The 17,635-nt window shown below is 44.7% G+C and carries 19 protein-coding genes; 9 read left to right on the top strand and 10 right to left on the bottom strand.

Annotated elements, in window-relative coordinates:
* Positions 1-22: 22 nt before the first annotated feature.
* On the bottom strand, positions 23-211 hold the full coding sequence (locus R7F07_RS02560; protein WP_318110432.1) for a hypothetical protein: 189 nt from the start codon (positions 209-211) through the stop codon (positions 23-25).
* Positions 212-626: 415 nt separating this feature from the next.
* On the bottom strand, positions 627-1,964 hold the full coding sequence (gene argA, locus R7F07_RS02555; protein ID WP_012841478.1) for an amino-acid N-acetyltransferase: 1,338 nt from the start codon (positions 1,962-1,964) through the stop codon (positions 627-629).
* A 162-nt stretch (positions 1,965-2,126) separates the two neighbouring features.
* Between argA and R7F07_RS02550 the strand changes: the two genes are divergently transcribed.
* From R7F07_RS02550 to R7F07_RS02530, 5 genes are all read left to right on the top strand, one after another.
* Positions 2,127-2,582 (top strand): DUF2850 domain-containing protein, encoded by a 456-nt coding sequence (locus R7F07_RS02550; protein ID WP_005380234.1) that lies wholly within the window; start codon positions 2,127-2,129, stop codon positions 2,580-2,582.
* A 273-nt stretch (positions 2,583-2,855) separates the two neighbouring features.
* Positions 2,856-3,959 carry a murein transglycosylase A gene (mltA, locus tag R7F07_RS02545; protein WP_005391723.1) on the top strand — a complete coding sequence of 368 codons (1,104 nt, stop codon included), beginning with the start codon at positions 2,856-2,858 and terminating at the stop codon, positions 3,957-3,959.
* Between the two features lie 99 nt (positions 3,960-4,058).
* A complete protein-coding gene (gene tcdA, locus R7F07_RS02540) occupies positions 4,059-4,868 on the top strand; it encodes a tRNA cyclic N6-threonylcarbamoyladenosine(37) synthase TcdA (RefSeq protein ID WP_005391724.1) in 810 nt (269 codons plus the stop codon).
* Positions 4,869-4,887: 19 nt separating this feature from the next.
* Positions 4,888-5,316, top strand: coding sequence for a cysteine desulfurase sulfur acceptor subunit CsdE (gene csdE, locus R7F07_RS02535; protein ID WP_025768227.1), 429 nt, complete (start codon positions 4,888-4,890; stop codon positions 5,314-5,316).
* A gap of 309 nt (positions 5,317-5,625) precedes the next feature.
* The gene (locus R7F07_RS02530) at positions 5,626-6,546 is read left to right on the top strand and encodes a GGDEF domain-containing protein (RefSeq protein ID WP_025768228.1); all 921 of its coding nucleotides are present in this window, start codon (positions 5,626-5,628) and stop codon (positions 6,544-6,546) included.
* A gap of 33 nt (positions 6,547-6,579) precedes the next feature.
* Here R7F07_RS02530 and csdA read toward each other — a convergent pair whose 3' ends face one another.
* The 4 genes from csdA to R7F07_RS02510 all read right to left on the bottom strand — a co-directional run bounded on the left by csdA (position 6,580) and on the right by R7F07_RS02510 (position 10,231).
* Positions 6,580-7,791: a cysteine desulfurase CsdA gene (csdA, locus tag R7F07_RS02525; protein WP_017636018.1), complete on the bottom strand. Its 1,212-nt coding sequence runs from the start codon at positions 7,789-7,791 to the stop codon at positions 6,580-6,582.
* Positions 7,791-8,390 (bottom strand): DJ-1 family glyoxalase III, encoded by a 600-nt coding sequence (locus R7F07_RS02520; RefSeq protein WP_006742560.1) that lies wholly within the window; start codon positions 8,388-8,390, stop codon positions 7,791-7,793. The genes csdA and R7F07_RS02520 overlap by 1 nt, the downstream gene beginning before the upstream one ends.
* Positions 8,387-9,277 (bottom strand): 2-dehydropantoate 2-reductase, encoded by an 891-nt coding sequence (gene panE, locus R7F07_RS02515; RefSeq protein WP_171343210.1) that lies wholly within the window; start codon positions 9,275-9,277, stop codon positions 8,387-8,389. Before panE ends, R7F07_RS02520 begins: the two co-directional genes overlap by 4 nt.
* Positions 9,278-9,385: 108 nt before the next feature.
* Positions 9,386-10,231 (bottom strand): outer membrane protein OmpK, encoded by an 846-nt coding sequence (locus tag R7F07_RS02510; RefSeq protein ID WP_005391741.1) that lies wholly within the window; start codon positions 10,229-10,231, stop codon positions 9,386-9,388.
* 323 nt (positions 10,232-10,554) lie between these two features.
* Between R7F07_RS02510 and R7F07_RS02505 the strand changes: the two genes are divergently transcribed.
* The 4 genes from R7F07_RS02505 to R7F07_RS02490 are packed head-to-tail and all read left to right on the top strand — an operon-like array spanning position 10,555 to position 13,791.
* Complete coding sequence (locus R7F07_RS02505) at positions 10,555-11,151, top strand: LON peptidase substrate-binding domain-containing protein (RefSeq protein ID WP_017636020.1); 597 nt, start codon at positions 10,555-10,557, stop codon at positions 11,149-11,151.
* On the top strand, positions 11,148-12,506 hold the full coding sequence (locus R7F07_RS02500; protein WP_171343211.1) for a DUF4397 domain-containing protein: 1,359 nt from the start codon (positions 11,148-11,150) through the stop codon (positions 12,504-12,506). The genes R7F07_RS02505 and R7F07_RS02500 overlap by 4 nt, the downstream gene beginning before the upstream one ends.
* Before the next feature lie 44 nt (positions 12,507-12,550).
* A complete protein-coding gene (locus R7F07_RS02495) occupies positions 12,551-13,135 on the top strand; it encodes an RNA polymerase sigma factor (RefSeq protein WP_005380255.1) in 585 nt (194 codons plus the stop codon).
* The gene (locus R7F07_RS02490; protein WP_171343212.1) at positions 13,132-13,791 is read left to right on the top strand and encodes a ChrR family anti-sigma-E factor; all 660 of its coding nucleotides are present in this window, start codon (positions 13,132-13,134) and stop codon (positions 13,789-13,791) included. Before R7F07_RS02495 ends, R7F07_RS02490 begins: the two co-directional genes overlap by 4 nt.
* 63 nt (positions 13,792-13,854) lie before the next feature.
* Here the strand turns inward: R7F07_RS02490 and R7F07_RS02485 are convergent, their stop codons facing one another.
* The 4 genes from R7F07_RS02485 to R7F07_RS02470 form a co-directional block, all read right to left on the bottom strand.
* Positions 13,855-15,207: an AmpG family muropeptide MFS transporter gene (locus R7F07_RS02485; protein WP_005380257.1), complete on the bottom strand. Its 1,353-nt coding sequence runs from the start codon at positions 15,205-15,207 to the stop codon at positions 13,855-13,857.
* Between the two features lie 71 nt (positions 15,208-15,278).
* Entirely contained in the window at positions 15,279-15,824 is a 546-nt protein-coding gene (locus R7F07_RS02480) for a peptidylprolyl isomerase (protein ID WP_005380258.1), read from the bottom strand.
* Positions 15,824-16,393: a YajG family lipoprotein gene (locus R7F07_RS02475; protein ID WP_005380259.1), complete on the bottom strand. Its 570-nt coding sequence runs from the start codon at positions 16,391-16,393 to the stop codon at positions 15,824-15,826. Before R7F07_RS02475 ends, R7F07_RS02480 begins: the two co-directional genes overlap by 1 nt.
* A 32-nt stretch (positions 16,394-16,425) precedes the next feature.
* Positions 16,426-17,580 carry a methyltransferase gene (locus R7F07_RS02470; protein ID WP_171343213.1) on the bottom strand — a complete coding sequence of 385 codons (1,155 nt, stop codon included), beginning with the start codon at positions 17,578-17,580 and terminating at the stop codon, positions 16,426-16,428.
* Positions 17,581-17,635 lie beyond the last annotated feature (55 nt).

Here is a 17,635-nt window from a genome sequence, read left to right as displayed (position 1 = left end):
GAGCTTATGGCTCGGTCTTCTTTTATGCATGTTTTGCAAACGCATTGGTAAAAGACACGCTGCGTATTTTGTATTGCTGTTGATAAGCAAGAATAAAATCTCGGATAGCGTCATTTACGGGGAAAACACAGTGGACGTCTAGGTCTTCTAAAAACTGATTGTCAGCCATATCCCAGAAGCTTTGAAGCGAATTACAAATGATTGTTCTCATAACAGTGCTCGTCTCGGCTTATTTAAAGTCAGATTAACAACTGTCCTTGGTGTGCAATACGGAGCTAACTAGTTTTTAATTGCCCAGTATTTTAGGGTGAAGGCTAATTACATCACCTAGATCCATTCGTATTGGTTAAAAACCAATCACTAGCGAGCAGAGTATAGCCAACCAAATGTATATTTAAAAGATAAAATTGGAACAAAAATCAAGCAATGGTTTGCGCATTTCTAAGTTGGGTTTACATGATGACCCGCTAGTCCGGAGTAGGGTTTATGTGTGGCCTTACTCCTAAACAAACTCGTTCCTAAACAAGCTCGATGTGCAGGGTTGAGCGTGAATGAACTGAATCCTGCCCTTTGAGGTTAGTTGGTATAGTGGAACGTCAAGTTTCGCTCCCTGATTTAAGGTTAAGCTATAAATCTAACGCTAAGATTTTGGACTTACGCTGGAAGTTATATAACCCTTGTTTGGCTCCAGGCAAATAGTCGACACTGACTTCGTAAAAACCTTGCTCTCTGAACCAATGCAAACTGTGTGTCGTGAGGACAAAAATTTGATCAATGGTTTCGGATTTAGAACGATGTTTCATGTAGTTGAGCAGTAACAAACCTCGGTTGCCATCACGATAGTCAGGGTGAATCGCTACGCAAGCCATCTCAGCTTTACGCTCTTCTGGGTATGGATAAAGGGCAGCACAGCCAATAATCAAGCCGTCTTTTTCGATGATGGTAAATTTTCCAATCTCTTGCTCTAGCTGCTCTCGAGAGCGCCTAACCAGTACACCTTGTTCTTCTAACGGGCGAATGAGGTCTAAGATACCGCCAATATCGTCAATATTAGCTTGCCTCACTTGTTCAGCACTCGCCATAACAACTTGGGTTCCGATGCCGTCGAAAGAGAACAACTCCTGAATTAGGGCTCCATCCACTTTATAGCTGATCAAGTGGCTACGAGGCACTCCGGCACGACAAGCGGCAATAGATCCTTTAAGAAAGCGCAGTGTTCCAGTGTTGTAATCTAGGTCAGGAGACGTATTTTCAGAGAGCGTTTTGATGACATGCTCCGCCTCAATTGGTAGTAACTCGGCGACAGCATTGCCGTTGTCATCAATGACACCTTGTTCGGAGCAAAAACCAATCAGCTTATCCGCACCCAGCTTTATCGCTAGTTGGGTGGCGACTTCTTCCGATAATAAATTGAAGCACTCGCCAGTCACAGAGCTAGCAATGGGACCTAGCAGAACAATTGAACCTTGATCAAGAGTGCGGTTGATAGCATCGGTGTCAATGCGGCGAATGCGTCCACTATGGCAATAGTCCACACCATCATCAACGCCGAGTGGCTGAGCAATGATGTAGTTTCCGCTAACGACATTGAGCTGGGTGCCTGCCATCGGAGTGTTGTTGAGGCTCATTGATAGGCGCGCAGTAATCGCAAGTTGAAGTTGTCCGGCAGCTTGCATAACAACAGATAAAGCCGATTCATCCGTAATGCGGATATTTTTGTGGTAAGGCGTAGTGAGGTCTTGTTTTTCTAGCAGCTGATTAATTTGAGGACGTGCACCATACACCACCACGACTTTGATTCCGAGGCTGTGCATGAGTGCGATATCATTAATAATATTGCCAAAATTTTTGTGTGCGACGGCTTCTCCGCCCAGCATGATCACCATGGTTTTTCCGCGGTGAGCATTGACATAAGGTGTTGATTGACGGAATCCTTTTACGAGAGCAGTACTACGAATTTTCACTACAGCCATTCCTTTGTTTAATTATGTTAAAATAATGCCTTTTTATTCATTGAGTGGCAAGGCGAAATTTTGGAATAAAGCACAAACATATTGAGGTAGGTTCTTGGTCCCGTTAAGAGGGAAGGTTACAATGGTGGCGTCTTTCCTCAATACGTGAACCTCATGTCTTCTGCTGTTAATAAGAATGCTGCGATCACTGCTTCAAATCTGTCAAAAACGTCATCTAAATCAATGCTTCGTAAGTGGCTAGAGCGTTCTCTCATGCTTATAGCGATAGTTGGAACCGTTGTCGTGTGCATGCTGTATAGTGATTTGATTACTCGAACCATTAATCCGCCCATTCCCAAATCGACAATTTATGGTCGCTGGGTTGAGCAAGATGTTGCGCCTTATGCTCGTGAAGAATTTGTGTTGAGTGAGCGCGGTGTTACCGTAAATGGTTCTACAGTGGCGACCAGTTTTGAATTCGATGGGGATTCGTTTTCGTATCGAGTGGGTTCAAATGAGCGGCACTTCAATTTTGTGGGTAAGCAGCATGCAGAAATGAAGCTGGATGCCAATGCTCATTATCTACCTGTATTCCGTTTAGAGGGACGTGCAAGGATAGCGGTAAGATAGTCGTTTTTATTATTGTCTTTTAAGCAGAGCTCTCTTGCGTCTGTGAGCCATATGGATGATCACAATTTCATCTCTCAATCAGTAAATTTTACTTCCAAACATAATCCGGACAATTCCGTAATTCTTCCGCTGTTATCATGTTGCATTAACTGAATGAATTTACAACGAGTAAACGGATTGGCTTAGCGTTGAAACATTTTGTCGTTGCTTTTCAATTGCACCGTATGCATTTGTTTGCCATCCTTTTGCTATTCTCTTTTACGGAAAAGACACGTGTTAAAAAAACTCCTTCCTATTATCTCTTTGAGCCTACTCTTTGGCTGTGCTCAACAAAATGATCGTGCTCAGCAATATCTTGATGGTGAGTTTCCTCAGATCCTCAATCAAGTGGATGTGGTTGAGTCTAACAAACCACGCGATTTTACTGAATTTAACAAGCAAGCTGAGCAAGTGGTGATAAAGTCACCATCCATGGCGAAGATATACCAACCGCTATATCAACGATTAAGTGAGTGGGCGCAACAGAGCGGAGATACCAGTGCGTTGAGTGCGTTTGGCATTCAAGCCGCGCAATTGGGTGGTGGTGATAAAAAAGGTAATGTGCTGTTTACCGGATACTTTTCTCCCGTGATGGAACTGCGTCATACACCAAACGACATTTTTAAGTACCCAGTTTATGGCAAGCCAAACTGCTCATCAGATTGTCCGACTCGCGCGGAGATCTACAACGGGGCATTAGATGGCCAAGGTTTAGTGCTAGGTTATGCACCTAACCGTATTGACCCGTTTATGATGGAAGTGCAGGGCAGTGGCTATGTGCATTTTGAAGATGATGATACGTTGGAGTACTTCGCGTACGCAGGGAAAAATAATAAAGCTTACGTTAGTATTGGCCGCATTTTGATTGAACGTGGTGAAGTGCCGCGTGAAAAAATGTCTCTCAAAGCGATTAAAGAATGGGTAATGGACAACGACGACGCAACAGTACGCGAGTTGTTGGAGCAAAACCCTTCTTACGTCTTCTTTGCGCCAAAAGCGGAAGCGCCAGTAACGGGATCGGCTGGTATTCCTTTGTTGCCAATGGCCGCGGTCGCGGGTGACCGTTCTATCTTACCAATGGGGACTCCAATCTTGGCGGAAGTGCCACTGCTGAATGCCGATGGTACGTGGAGTGGTGCGCATCAACTGCGAATGCTGATCGTTTTAGACACTGGTGGTGCTGTAAAACAGAACCATTTGGATCTGTATCATGGCATTGGTGCGAGAGCAGGAACGGAAGCAGGGCACTACAAGCATTTTGGTCGAGTTTGGAAACTTGGGCTGGAAAACTCACCAACTCAAGCGCCTTGGGCTTTGCCGCCAGAAAAGCTACAATAGCCATCCAAGAAAGAGGAACCGCCTCTTATCTAGACATTTCATCAAAGAGTGCGTATAAATCGCACTCTTTGTTTTTCTATCGATCATCTGGACTTCAATATGCGTGAACTCGATACCCCAGCATCTGACAGCTACAATCAACGCTTTGGCGGCACTCGTCGTCTTTATGGCAACAGTGAAGTGGACATTCTTCGCGCTGCACACGTTTGTGTTATTGGTATTGGTGGCGTGGGTTCATGGGCGGTCGAAGCGCTGGCCCGTACTGGGATCGGTGAGTTGACTCTGATTGATATGGATGATGTTTGTGTCACGAATATTAACCGCCAAATTCATGCGATGACGGGCACCGTTGGCCAAAGCAAAATTGAAGTGATGGCCGAGCGTGTCAAATTGATCAACCCAGAGTGTAAAGTCAATCTGATTGATGATTTCATCACGCCAGACAATCAACATGAGTACTTAAGCAAAGAGTTTGATTACGTGCTAGATGCGATTGACAGCGTAAAAGCGAAGGCGTCTTTGTTGGCGTATTGCCGCAGCAACAAGATCAAAGTGATCACCACGGGGGGCGCTGGTGGTCAGGTTGACCCAACGCAGATCATGGTCGCTGACTTAACGAAAACGATCCAAGATCCTCTAGCGAAGAAAATCAAAGACACCTTGCGTCGTCATCATAACTTCCCTAAGAATCCGGCTCGTAAGTTTGGTATTGATTGCGTGTTTTCAACCGAGCAGCTGAAGTACCCTCAAGCAGACGGTTCAGTGTGTGGTGTGAAGTCGACAGCGGAAGGTCCAAAACGTATGGATTGCGCTAGCGGTTTTGGTGCGGCGACTGTCGTAACTGCAACGTTTGGCTTTGTCGCGGTATCGCGAATCGTTGAGAAGTTGATTTCAAAATATAAGCAGTAAACTAGAAGAAGAGCGCATCATGACAGATTTTCCCGTTTCTCCATTTGGTACAGATATCACCAGCGAAGACATTGTAGCGACTATGCAGCAATTTAAAGGCTGGGAAAATCGTTACCGTCAGGTTATTCAGTGGGGTAAAAAGCTGCCAAAAATGCCAGAAGAGCTGAAATCAGAACAAGTTACCGTTTCGGGTTGTGAAAGCTTGGTGTGGTTAGTGAGCCAAGAGCAAGATGGCGTTTGGCATTTTTGTGCGGACTCCGATGCGCGTATCGTCCGTGGATTGATTGCCTTGGTAATGGCAGCTTATGACGGTAAAACGGCCGATCAAATTCAAGCATTTGATATTGATGCTTATTTTGATCAGCTGGGGCTTGTCTCCCATTTAAGCCCGTCACGTGGTAATGGCTTGAAAGCTATTGTAGAGCAGATTAAGCAAGTCGCCGTGTAACGAGTTATTTTTCCAACTCTTAAAAAACGCCGAATAGCCTAGCTGTTTGGCGTTTTTTGTATCTGAGTTGAGATATTTTTTGCATATGGATAAAAAGTATGCAAATGGTCGACTATTTTAGCGTTAATTAACCATTCTATTGATCCTGGTTCATTATATTGCCCACTTGGTTTTTATAAACTCAATTGTATTTAAAATTTGTCTATATTAGATAATAGACATATGCCCCATCCGCTCCTATTCCCCAATGTGGAAACACACTTGGAAGCGATTGGGTTACTTAGATACAAATGCTAGGAACCTCCCTATATGCAATTCACCTTGGAACATGCGCAAGACGTGTTATCCGGAATGCCAGACCCCACTTTTATTCTGAGTGAAGATGGTATCTATATTGATGTTTTTGGAGGAACAGATAAAAAAGCCTATCACGATGGAAGTAATTTGATAGGTAAGACACTTCACGGTGTACTTGAAAAAGATAAAGCCGACTGGTTTATCGAGCAGATCAGTCGATCACTGAAACAAGACAGTATTGTGACGATCGAGTACAAGATGTGCGCCGACAGCATTCAGGGAATAGATGCCAACAGTGGACCAAGAGGCGACCTATACTACGAAGGCAAGATCTGCCCACTCGCTATAAAATACCGGGGTCGTCGCGTTGTCCTTATTCTTACACGCAACATCTCCAATCGCCACCGAGTTGAAACCCTTCTTCGCCATCAAAGCCAAATTGATGCTCTTACCAACATCTACAATCGACGTGTTTTTTTCGAAAAGCTCACAGAAGAAGTTATTAAATCCCAAGCTCCAGATTATCACTCCGCGTTGTTATTGTTTGATTTGGACTTTTTTAAAGTCATCAATGATAAACGTGGTCATGATGCGGGGGATTATGTCTTAGAGACCTTAGCTGATTTGGTTTCTCACTTACTCGTCAAAGACGAAATTTTTGCAAGAGTCGGAGGGGAGGAGTTTGCGATTATTTTGCCAGAAACTTCTCTGTCGGCGGCGAAAGAGGTAGGAGAGGAAGTACGTTCCCACATTCAAAATTGTCAGTTCGAATTTGAAAAGATTGAAATTCCGGTCACGGTGAGTGTAGGCGTGGTGGAAATAGGCAGAAATGAAACCACCAAACGTTTGTATGCGCATGCAGATAAAGCGCTTTATGCTGCGAAAAGAAATGGCAGAAATTGCGTGGCGACTCTGGATAGGCAGATGGAGTAACCTTGTTGGTTACTCCAAATCAAACCGTTGGCGTTATAGCATGTCGACGGCTTTTTCTACGGCGGCGATGAGTCTTTCCACATCGCTCGTCGTGTTATAAATACCAAAAGAGACGCGTACCGTGCCTTTCACATTTAGCGCATCCATCAATGGGTGAGCGCAGTGGTGTCCTGCTCGTACCGCAATGCCTTGTTGATCGAGCAGCGTCGCAATATCTTGGTGATGAACGCCGTCCATTACGAAGGTCAGTACAGAGGCATTCGGTTGATAGCCTAGAATATGGATGTCATCCAAAGCGCTTAGTGCTTGGTAGGCCTTATCCTGAAGCGCATGGAGATGAGTCTCTACTTCGTGATGGTCAAAACCTTGGTACCACTCAATGGCTTTCGCTAGAGCAATCGCGCCCGCAACGTTTGGTGTGCCCGCTTCAAATTTTCCAGGAAGTGCAGAAAACGTCGTTTTTTCGAAAGAAACGCGTTCAACCATTTTACCGCCGCCGTGCCATGGTGGCATGGCTTCCAAAAGTTCAAGCTTGCCGTATAAAACCCCAATGCCTGCTGGTGCATAAAGTTTGTGACCTGAGAAAACGTAGAAATCGATATCTGATGCCGATAAATCAAGTTGCTCATGTACGATGCCTTGCGCGCCATCAACTACAATAACCGCGCCAACGTTGTGCGCCAGTTCAGTGATTTTTTCTATAGGTTGGCGTGTGCCTGTTACGTTGGTTATTTGCGCGCAAGCAACAATTTTACAGCGGTCAGACAGAAGCGCCTCAAATGCACTGATGTCGAACTGGCAATCTGATGTCATCGGAACTTTAATGACTTTAGCACCCGTTTGCTCTGCCACGATTTGCCAGGGCACGATGTTGGCGTGGTGCTCCATCTCGCTAATCAAGATCTCATCACCTGGTTGTAACGTGCTACGGGCGTAGGTTTGAGCAATTAAGTTCAGTGCTTCGGTTGCGCCCCGTGTCCAAATGATCTCTTTAGAGCTGTTTGCACCAATAAAGTTTGCCACTCGTTCTCGTGCCGCTTCAAATTGGCTGGTGGCATTAGCCGTTAAACTATGACTACCACGGTGAACATTGGCATTTTGCGCACTGTAGTAATGACTGATGACATCAATCACACATTGCGGTTTTTGCGTTGTAGCTGCGCTATCTAGATACACTAAGGGCGTATCGTTGACGGATTGATTTAGAGCGGGAAATTGCTCACGTACAGCATTTACGTCAAACATTATTCTTCACCAAGCTTATGGTAATGCAGAGTAGGCAGAGGGATCATTGGTTCAGCAACTGACCATGCGTGTTTTTTACCTGAGAGTTGAATGATTACTTCCATTGCGAACTCTAAAGCAGTGCCCGGACCTTGACTGGTGATCAGGTTGTGGTTGATATCAAAGGTCACGCGTTTGCTGCGCCACTTCTCTTCCGGGATATGTGACTGAAAGCTCGGGTGACAGGTCATCAGTGATTGTGGGAAAAGATCATGGTGTTGCAATACCAACGCCGGTGCTGCGCAGATAGCTGCGACCAATTTTCCCTCGTAGATGTGCTGCTTAAGGATTTCTATCATCACCGTACTATCACGAAAAATTTCTGCACCACCAACACCACCAGAAAGCGCTATGGCGTCAAACTCATCATCAGCGATATCGACCAGTTTACAATCGGCTGTTAGTGTGACTCCGCGAGAAGCTTTCATCGTCAATGAGCCATCAAAAGCAGCACTCGCTACCGTAACGTCATAACCCGCGCGAACCATCATGTCGATAACGGTGACGGCTTCCATTTCTTCGGTGCCCGGAGCGATTGGCACTAAGATTTTCTTACTCATTGTTCTGTCCAGCTTTGTTCTATTTGTTTGATGCGTTGGTAAAGTTTTAAATTCTCAGGCGTATTGATGCGATGTTTCTCGGCAGCCTTTAACAGGTATCCGGTTATAAAATCAATTTCCGTTCGACGCTGATGGAATACGTCTTGTCTCATTGAAGAATAGTTCTCAGCTGTGGCGTTCACCACTTGCATTACCGTATCGAAAAGAGAGCGAAACTCGATAGCAATACCTTCTTTACTCATTACTTCAACCAGTTCTTGAGTGATGCTTTCGAGTTGTATCTTAAACTCGGGCTGCGCAAGCTCACCATTCTTACACTGCTGAATCGCAGTCAGTGGGTTAATCGCGCAGTTAATTGCTAACTTAGTCCATAACGCAGATTGGATGTGTGGATTCCAAATGACCTCTGGAAGGGCATTATGCATAACATCTTGCAGAAAAGTGCACTGCATTCCTTTGTCATTATAACCACCCGCTTGCGTTGTTCCGTGACCGGTATGCAATACGTGTTGGTTATCTGGTTTGTATGCGCCGTGCGTCGTTGTTGCGAGCACTATCGGATTGTTTGGCACAACCTTCTCCACGGCAGAGGCAGTACCCATACCATTGTGCATCAGCATGATAATCGTGTCTGTATTGATATGAGGGAGCAAAGGCTGAATGGCGTCTTCCACTTGCCAAGCTTTTACCGTGATCAAAATGAGATCCGCTTGATTTACGGAGGAAATATCTTGATTACTGAATACGATTGCGGGAGTGTCATCCAACTGGAGTGATTGTTGGCTTTCAGAACTTCTTCCCCACAATGAAACATTGTGCCCGGCAAGCTTAAATTTTGTTGCCCAGAGTGAGCCCACCGCACCTGGACCGAGGATAAGGATATTCACCAAACGCTCTCATTAAAAAGGTTTGCTGCAAGGATAATGAGGGAAAAAAGGAAAGCAAATAAAAATGGCGCCGAAAGGCGCCATTTTTGAGCAAACTTAGTGGTTCAATTAGAACTTGTAAGTTACAGCTAGGTAGTGGCTTACACCAGTCGATTCTAGCTCAACACCTGGAGCGACTTGTAGACCGTCTTTTACGCCATATACTTCTTTGTATGCTTTCAGGCCGTAACCAACCGCGAAGCGATCTGAGTGCCAGTAAATGCCGTTGAACATTGCACCACCGTTTGACGCGGTAGTACCAAATTTGTTACCAGCATCATCATCCATACCGAATTGGTAATCAATGTAACCTTGGTAAGAAATGAATGAACCATTGTCGAAGAAGTAGAATGGTTTGAACCAGTTAGTCGAGATTTGGAAACCGTTCCAACCTTTGTTGTTGCCATCGTAAGTGCTGTACAGGTTTAGGCCGATTTTACCTAACCAAGGAACCATTACATCAGAACCTAAACCGATTTTCTGGTTGTTTACACCACCGTTGTTACCGCCCCATTCCATTAGAGATGCAATGTATAGCTCTTGAACTGGACCGAAAGATAGGTCTTTACCAGTTACGGCATCTAGAGACATACGTGGTGCAAATTTCATGAACATCTTGTCAGGAGCGCCGTTCTCAATTGACTTATCTTGGTTATCTTTAGTCGCTAGGTTAAATACGTCTACGTAACCGTATAGGTCGAAAATACCAGAGCGACCGCCAAATTCCATTTCTAGGTAATCGTGAGCGTTGTCGTCAGCGCCTTTAACTCGTGGCATTTCATCAATTGAGTACATGTAGTTGAACTGCATCCACTTGTAATCGTTTTTGTGGATATCGCCGTCAGAGTAATCTGCCGCCATAACTGGAGCTGAAGTAGCCGCTAGAAGGCTAAGAGCTAAAAGTGATTTACGCATAAGGGGACTCTCTATGTTTGTAATGATTCAGAACACGCAATCTATGCTGCGCTTTCCAATTGGCGGGAATAATAGCGATAAAAATCCCAAATGAAAGTGATAAAGGGTGCAAAATTGAACGTTTTTGGTGAGTTGCGTCACGAAATTATCTTTATTTACGGAACTTTTTGTTTGTTGCATTTGATTGCAATAAATATGTGATTTGGATCGTTTGCGTAAGCGATTTTATGACTTTTTAAGCCAGTCGATTAACCAACATAAATCGTTAGTGATCGGAGTGATAAGGGATTCGTATGTATCCGTGAATCAAAGAGGACGTTTGAATGAAAGAAGTCATGTTATTCCCACTCACTTCAGTTGTACTCCCTGAAGGTAAAATGAATCTGCGCATTTTTGAGCCACGATATAAGCGAATGGTAAAGGAATGCAGCCTACAAAATGTGGGCTTTGGAGTTTGCCTAGTAGGAAGTGAAGGTGACCCTAAAGACGTGGGTAACGTTTCATCTATCGGAACTTTGGTCAGGATCGTTGATTTTGAAACACTCAGTGATGGCCTTCTTGGTATTACAGTTGCTGGTGAGCAACGCTTTGTTGTCAAACGCGTCCGTGCAGATGCGGATGGCTTACGTCATGCAGAGGTTGAATGGTTAGACAATTGGCAACATCTAGACAACTCACCAGATTTCTTCTTTTTAAGCCAGCAGTTATCCCATGTTTATGAAGAGTTTCCTCAACTTGGAAGCCTCTACCAGCATCGTTTTTACGATGACTCTGCTTGGGTTACTCAGCGTTGGCTTGAGTTACTACCCCTAGACTGCAATCTGTTCGAACAGCTAGTCGGCGCAGAGGACTGTATTCCTGCGTTGCAATTTCTGACAGAAGCCATAGAAGCCCCGACTAACAAAGAGGCAAGGATATGAAAGGATTTAATAAAGCTGCGCTAACTATTGTTGCGACATTAGGACTGGCGGCGTGTGGCTCCGACAGTGACACTATCGAGTATTCTAATTTACAAGCAGTGCACGCGTCTTCTGATGCGCCGCTCGCAAATGTGTGGATCAACGATAAACCATCATTAACGAATGTTGATTATGGTGTGGGATCTGGCTACGTTAAATTGCGAGAGGGGATGAATTCGATTCAGGTCGATGTTCAGCTCCCAGGTAATGAAACCGCGACCGTAATACCTAAAACAGAACTAGATCTTGATTCCGACCTCAATTATAACGTGTTCGTTGTTGGCGATGCCGATGGTTCGCCAAACCCAGTTGAGCCTTTAGTTGTGACTCGCAGCTCCGATTCAATGGCTGATGCCAATAGTTTAGATGTTCAAGTTGTTCATGCAGCTTCAGGCGTTCCTGCTGTTGATCTTTATGTCACTGAGCCAGGTGTTGCTCTTGCTAGCGCGACTCCAATAACTAACCTTGCTTACAAAGCTTCTACCGACGTATTGAACATCCCAGCTGGTGAGTATCAAGTTCGACTTGCCGTAGGAGACAGCGTTGCTTTTGACTCCGGCACAGTACCTCTTGCGGCTAATTCCAACTTGACGATTGCCGCTATCGGCACAGGAGATTCGAATAGCACGTCACCTGTCAAACTCTTGGTGTTGGACGGTTCGGGCTCTTCTATAATTGAAGATATGGGCAGCCAAGCTGAAGTAAGAGTCGGACACCTTGTCGATGGAGCGCCAGTCGTCGATGTTAACGTTAACGGGGCGGCCTTCGCTCCTCTTGCCGACTTAGCGTTCAAAGAGATTCGTGGTTATTTGGATCTTGCTGCTGGCGCTTACGATATTGACGTTTACGTGGATGGCACAACAACCAATCCGATCATAGATGTTGACGGGTTAATGGTTGCAGGTGGAATGGATTACAGTGTTTATGCAGTCGGTGTTGTTAGCCCAGCGATTGATATCGAAGCTCTGGTTGTTGAAGATATGAGACGCGCTGTGGCGACTAGCGCGACATTGAATGTGACACACGCTGCGGCTAATCCTATAGCGGAAATGGTGGATATTTACCTCACTACGAGTGCAGGAATAGATGGAAGTGATCCAACTATTGCTAATTTTGCGTATAAAAATAGCGTACAAGGATTATATGTCGCTGAAGGTACATATTATGTAACGGTAACAGTGGCTGGTAACCCAAGTATTGTTGCGGTTGACTCAGCACCAGTCAATGTAATGAACGGTGTTGTGTACCAAGTCGTTGCCATTGATGATGGGAACAACGGTGGTTTCAACTTGTTGGTCGATGACGTGACCGATTAGGACGAATGGGAGGAGGAGACTCCTCCCACAAATTAAGGCCGATTATGATGAGTGATAGCCCGAAAAAACTGGGGCGCAGTGATTGGAACGATTACATGGATAAAGTGAAGGCTCGAGACAAAGATGCGTTCGCTTTTGTATTCCGTTTTTACGCACCCAAGCTGAAGCAATTCGCTTACAAACATGTTGGTAATGAGCAAGTTGCTATGGAGATGGTGCAAGAGACCATGGCGACAGTTTGGCAGAAAGCGCACCTCTATGATGGTGAAAAGAGCGCGTTATCGACTTGGATATATACCATAATTCGAAACCTTTGTTTTGATTTGCTGAGAAAACAGAAAGGTAAGGAATTACACATTCATTCTGATGACATTTGGCCGTCAGAGTATTATCCACCTGATCTTGTTGATCACTATTCACCAGAACAAGATATGTTGAAAGAACAGGTGGTTAAGTTTTTAGATATTTTACCGAAAAACCAGAGAGATGTTTTACAAGCGGTATATCTTGAAGAGCTACCTCATCAACAGGTCGCGGAATTATTTGATATACCCCTCGGTACTGTAAAATCCAGGCTGAGGCTTGCAGTAGAAAAGCTAAGGCATTCAATGCATACGGAGCAACTATGAACAAACACCCAGATAACAGCTTGTTAGAAGCATACGCTTCGGGAAGCATTGATGCGGTTTCTGGTCTTGTGGTCGCAACCCATTTAGAAACATGCACCAAGTGCCGAGCTTATGTGAACCAAGTCGAAGCAAGTCAAGCGAACATCGTAAGTGACATACCTTCTGAGTATGTTTCTGAATTTGACGACATGTTTAATGACATCATCAATGCGGAGCCAGCGACTGATAATATCGTGATCCGCGACTCTGCTGCTGTTAATGTCGCAGGAAAAAGTTTCGCTCTTCCTAAAACCTTAGCGCGTTTCTCTGACCTCGTAGGGTCATGGAGAAGTTACGGAGGCAAGGTTTTTAGTGCTCAGATTGACCTAGGGGAAGACGCTCGTGTCAGCTTAATGTACATCGGGGAAGATGTGCAAATTCCTCAACATACGCACAAAGGCCAGGAGTCTACATTGATCCTGCATGGCGGATTTAGTGACGAGGATGGCCAATATGAAGAGGGCGATTTGATGATTAGAGACGCATCAGTGAAGCACAGCCCTTACACTAAGGCCGGAGAAGACTGCTTGTGTTTAACCGTATTGACTGAGCCGATGATCTTTACTCAAGGCGTGGCACGTATATTTAATATGTTTGGTAAAGGGTTATACCCATAGACCTCTTATCTTATATCTCGCAAAACAAAAACCACCGAATTCGGTGGTTTTTTATATGTTTCGTTAATGCTTGTGACGTGCTTTTTCCAATAGAGCATCAAAGTAATGTCGTAGCGAGTACAACATAATCAAGCTTGGCACGACCATGACAGCGGTAAGCACGAAGAATGTGCTCCAATCATTAAGATAATCCACTAGCTCGCCACTGAAAGAAGCAAGAGTCGTCCGTCCGAAGTTTCCTAGAGAAGCAAGCAACGCATACTGAGTTGCCGAAAATGCTTGTCCGGTTAGAATCGTCAAAAATGAAACAAAAGCGACAGTTGAGAAAGCAGTCGTAAAGTTATCGACAATAATCGTGGCTAAGTACAAGTGCTCGTTTGGGCCTACCGAAGCAATCCAAGCAAACATCAAGTTACTGGCAGACATAGCAATACCACCGATCATTAATCCACGTACAATACCAAACCTAACGTTGAACATGCTTCCGACAAAAGTAAAGAAGATGGTGGCTCCCCAACCAATCAGTTTGGAGTAATAGCCAATTTGTTCATTGCTAAAACCAATATCTTTGTAGAACGCGATCGACATCCTGCCCAAAAACGCTTCGCCAATTTTAAATAGGAAAACGAACAGCAACAGAGTAATCGCGACACGGACACCATTGCGATTAAAGAAATCAAGGAAAGGTTCCACAACAGTCACGGTAAACCAAGCTACGACTTTCGAACCAACCACTTCTTTGTGGCGTTGTTCAGCGGCAGACTGAAGTTGTTCGCGTTGAGTCTTAGGTTCACCGACTAAAATCGTAAAGACCATTAGAATGCCGACTATCACCGCCATCCCGTAATACACACCATTCCAACCGACACTGTCAGCATTAACAAACGCTAAATAACCCGGTAGTGAATAACCTGTCCACCAGCCAATGACCGCCATTGCAGAAGCTTGAGGCAGTTTAGACTCTTCTGACTTTGGGAAAGTATCAATACGAAAAGCATCAATTGCGATGTCTTGTGTCGCTGAAGCCGTTGCAATACACAAGGCGAGTAGTGACGCAAACACCAAGTTTTCCGCTGGATTAACACCGGCAATAAATAGGGTAGCGACGAGTACGATACTTTGACAAAAGAAAATCCAGCTACGTCTTTGCCCCAGCAGTCTAAAGAGGACTGGCAGCTTCACGCGGTCAACCAGAGGTGCCCACAGAAAGTTGATCGCATAGACCGCAAAAACGCTACCAAAATAGCCAATTGCGGAGAGGGTCAAGCCGGCATCTTTTAGCCAACCTGACATGTTTGAACCGATAAGAACCCACGGAAAGCCGCTAGAGCAGCCCAGCATGAAAACCCACATGAGTCGTTTATCGAGGTAACTTTTTACCGTTTCCAACCAAGTGATGGAAGGTAATGAAGACATAAATCAATCCAATAAAATGAAGCCGTTGAAAGAGAAAGCCCTTCGATTATTCAAAGGGCTTATCGTTTTGGCTATTTAAGTAGTGTAGCTTTGGTGATGACGATTTGCGTCTCTGGTACATCACGCATTCGGCCTACCGTCGTGGTCGGCTGCTGAGCCATTTTCTGGATAACGTCGAACCCCTCAGTAACCTCACCAAATACAGCATAACCTGGTGGTCGAGCGCCATAGTTGAGAAAGTCATTGTCGACTAAGTTGACGAAAAACTGACGAGTTGCAGAGTTTGGTGCATTGGTTCGTGCCATGGCGATGGTAGCACGGTCATTGTTTAGACCATTATTTCCTTCGTTTTTGATTGGCGCGTATGTTTTCACCATCTGCATATCTTGGTTAAAGCCGCCACCTTGTGCCATGAAGCCTGGGATAATACGATGAAAAATAGTACCCTCGTAGCTCCCATCTTCTACATATTTTAGAAAATTAGCGACAGTGATAGGTGCTTTCTCTTCGTTTAACTCAACCGTAAATGAACCAAGTGTTGTTTCAAACGCTACTTTTGGTCCAGCCCAAACGCTGCAGCTGAGTAGTGCTAAGGACAGAATCGCTTTGCGTAACATTAGAAACGCTCCTGCATGTATTGACGAAGCTCAGGGTCATTGGCAATCTCTTTAAGCGTCAATGTCACCACATCATTCAATGTCTCTTCAATATCGGCATCAGAAGCACTCAATGTGCCAGATCGCTTTGCTGTACCTGTATAAGTTTTGACTAGCTTGCCCTCAGGTGTCTCTGCTGTGATTTCCAGCACAACTTTAGCATCCATCTCATTTTCCATCACCGAATGCTTCACGTTGACCAACGCTTCTTGAACGCTCAATTCAATCGCGTTATTGCTGTTTAGATCCGCATGGAAACCTTGAGATGAGAATTGCTTCTCTAATGCTTCTTCTAACGCAATACGTAAATTCTGTTTAGCATGAAGAGGAAGAATGTTCGAACGGCCGTTATCCACCAACGCCACGTACTGCGCTGCACGTACATCTTTGCTGGTCAAACTGTAAGTCTTGCCTTGAACAATTGGATTGGTGCTCAATGTGCTTTCTGGCATCAGGTTCAGCTGAGGTTGTTGAGGGGCTGAACACGCAGCAAGCAACGCAACCGAAGCCGCAAGTACCAATTTTCTCATTTTATTATTCCTTTTAACTATTTTGCTAAAGCTTATTTTGCGCTTAATTTAGCAGGATTTTTTGTAGCCTGTAAAATCACAAACTTATTGTTGGAAGCGATAAGTTTCACATTTTTATCGCCAAACAGACGTTTGAGTTTTGCGTCGTACCCGAGGTGACGATTTCCGATAACCAGTAAACGGCCATTTTCACTTAATACTTGTTTAGCATCGCAGAACATTTGCCAAGCAATATGATCGGTGATTGCCTGTTGTTGATGAAACGGTGGATTACACATAACCATAGAGCTGCTGCTGTGTTTAAAACCGTCCAAGCAATTGTTCGCTATGCACTGTATGTCTCTATTTTCACCAAGGTTGTCGAGTAGGTTCTGTTTTGCCGACTCAAGCGCCATAAAGCTTTCATCAACACATGTTAGCCGAGTATTTGGATTCAACTGACCAAATTTAACAGACAAAACACCATTGCCGCAGCCGAGGTCGATGACATTGTCTATCGAAGGGTCTTGAGGCAGGTGCTGCAGCATAAAGCGTGCACCTAAATCTAAACTTTCTCCTGAATAGACATTTGGCATGTTCTTGAGTTCGATATCTTCGCCATCAACGCGCCAAGTCGTGAAAGGCATTACTTCAATCGGAGGCTCAACTGTTGCTTGAGAAAACACCAATCTGTGCTTTTTCCAGGCCAAAGATGTTTTTGTTTCGCCTAAGTATTTTTCAAACAGTTTTAGCGTCGAAGTATGAATGTCTTTCGCTTTATTGACTGCAATGACGGGGCAGGAAGCCGGTAGCGCCTTTCTTAATTGGCTTAGTATCCACACTAGATGGCGGTTACTTTTGGGCAGTTGCAGCAAGACGAGATCAATATTGGCAGGAACGAGGTCCATCGTGGTGGCAAACGCTACTTTATTGCACTGGTTTTGCTCGAGATTTTGCTGTGCACCTTTATGTGAGATGAATGAATCACTCATTAGCGTTACATGGTGCTTTTCCGAAAACCAGCAGGAGAGGGCACCAAAGCTGTCATTAATCACGAGGATGTTTTGATTGTCTGGCAAAGCAAGCTCTTCAACATGATTAATAAGATACTCATCACCGGCATCCCACGCTTGTAGCGTTTCGTTACTACGTTTTGGGAAACGATGAAGTGTTAAGCTTCGCTCGTGAAGGTTCAGTTCGGTTTTCATAGCTAAATGTAAGTTGATTTAGAAATTAAGTGTTATTGTCGCAAATGATGACGTG

It is taken from the genome of Vibrio sp. YT-16 (assembly GCF_033337405.1).
Classification (GTDB): domain Bacteria; phylum Pseudomonadota; class Gammaproteobacteria; order Enterobacterales; family Vibrionaceae; genus Vibrio; species Vibrio alginolyticus.
Note: the sequence above shows the minus strand (reverse complement) of the source record. Positions and strands in the feature narration are given on the sequence as shown.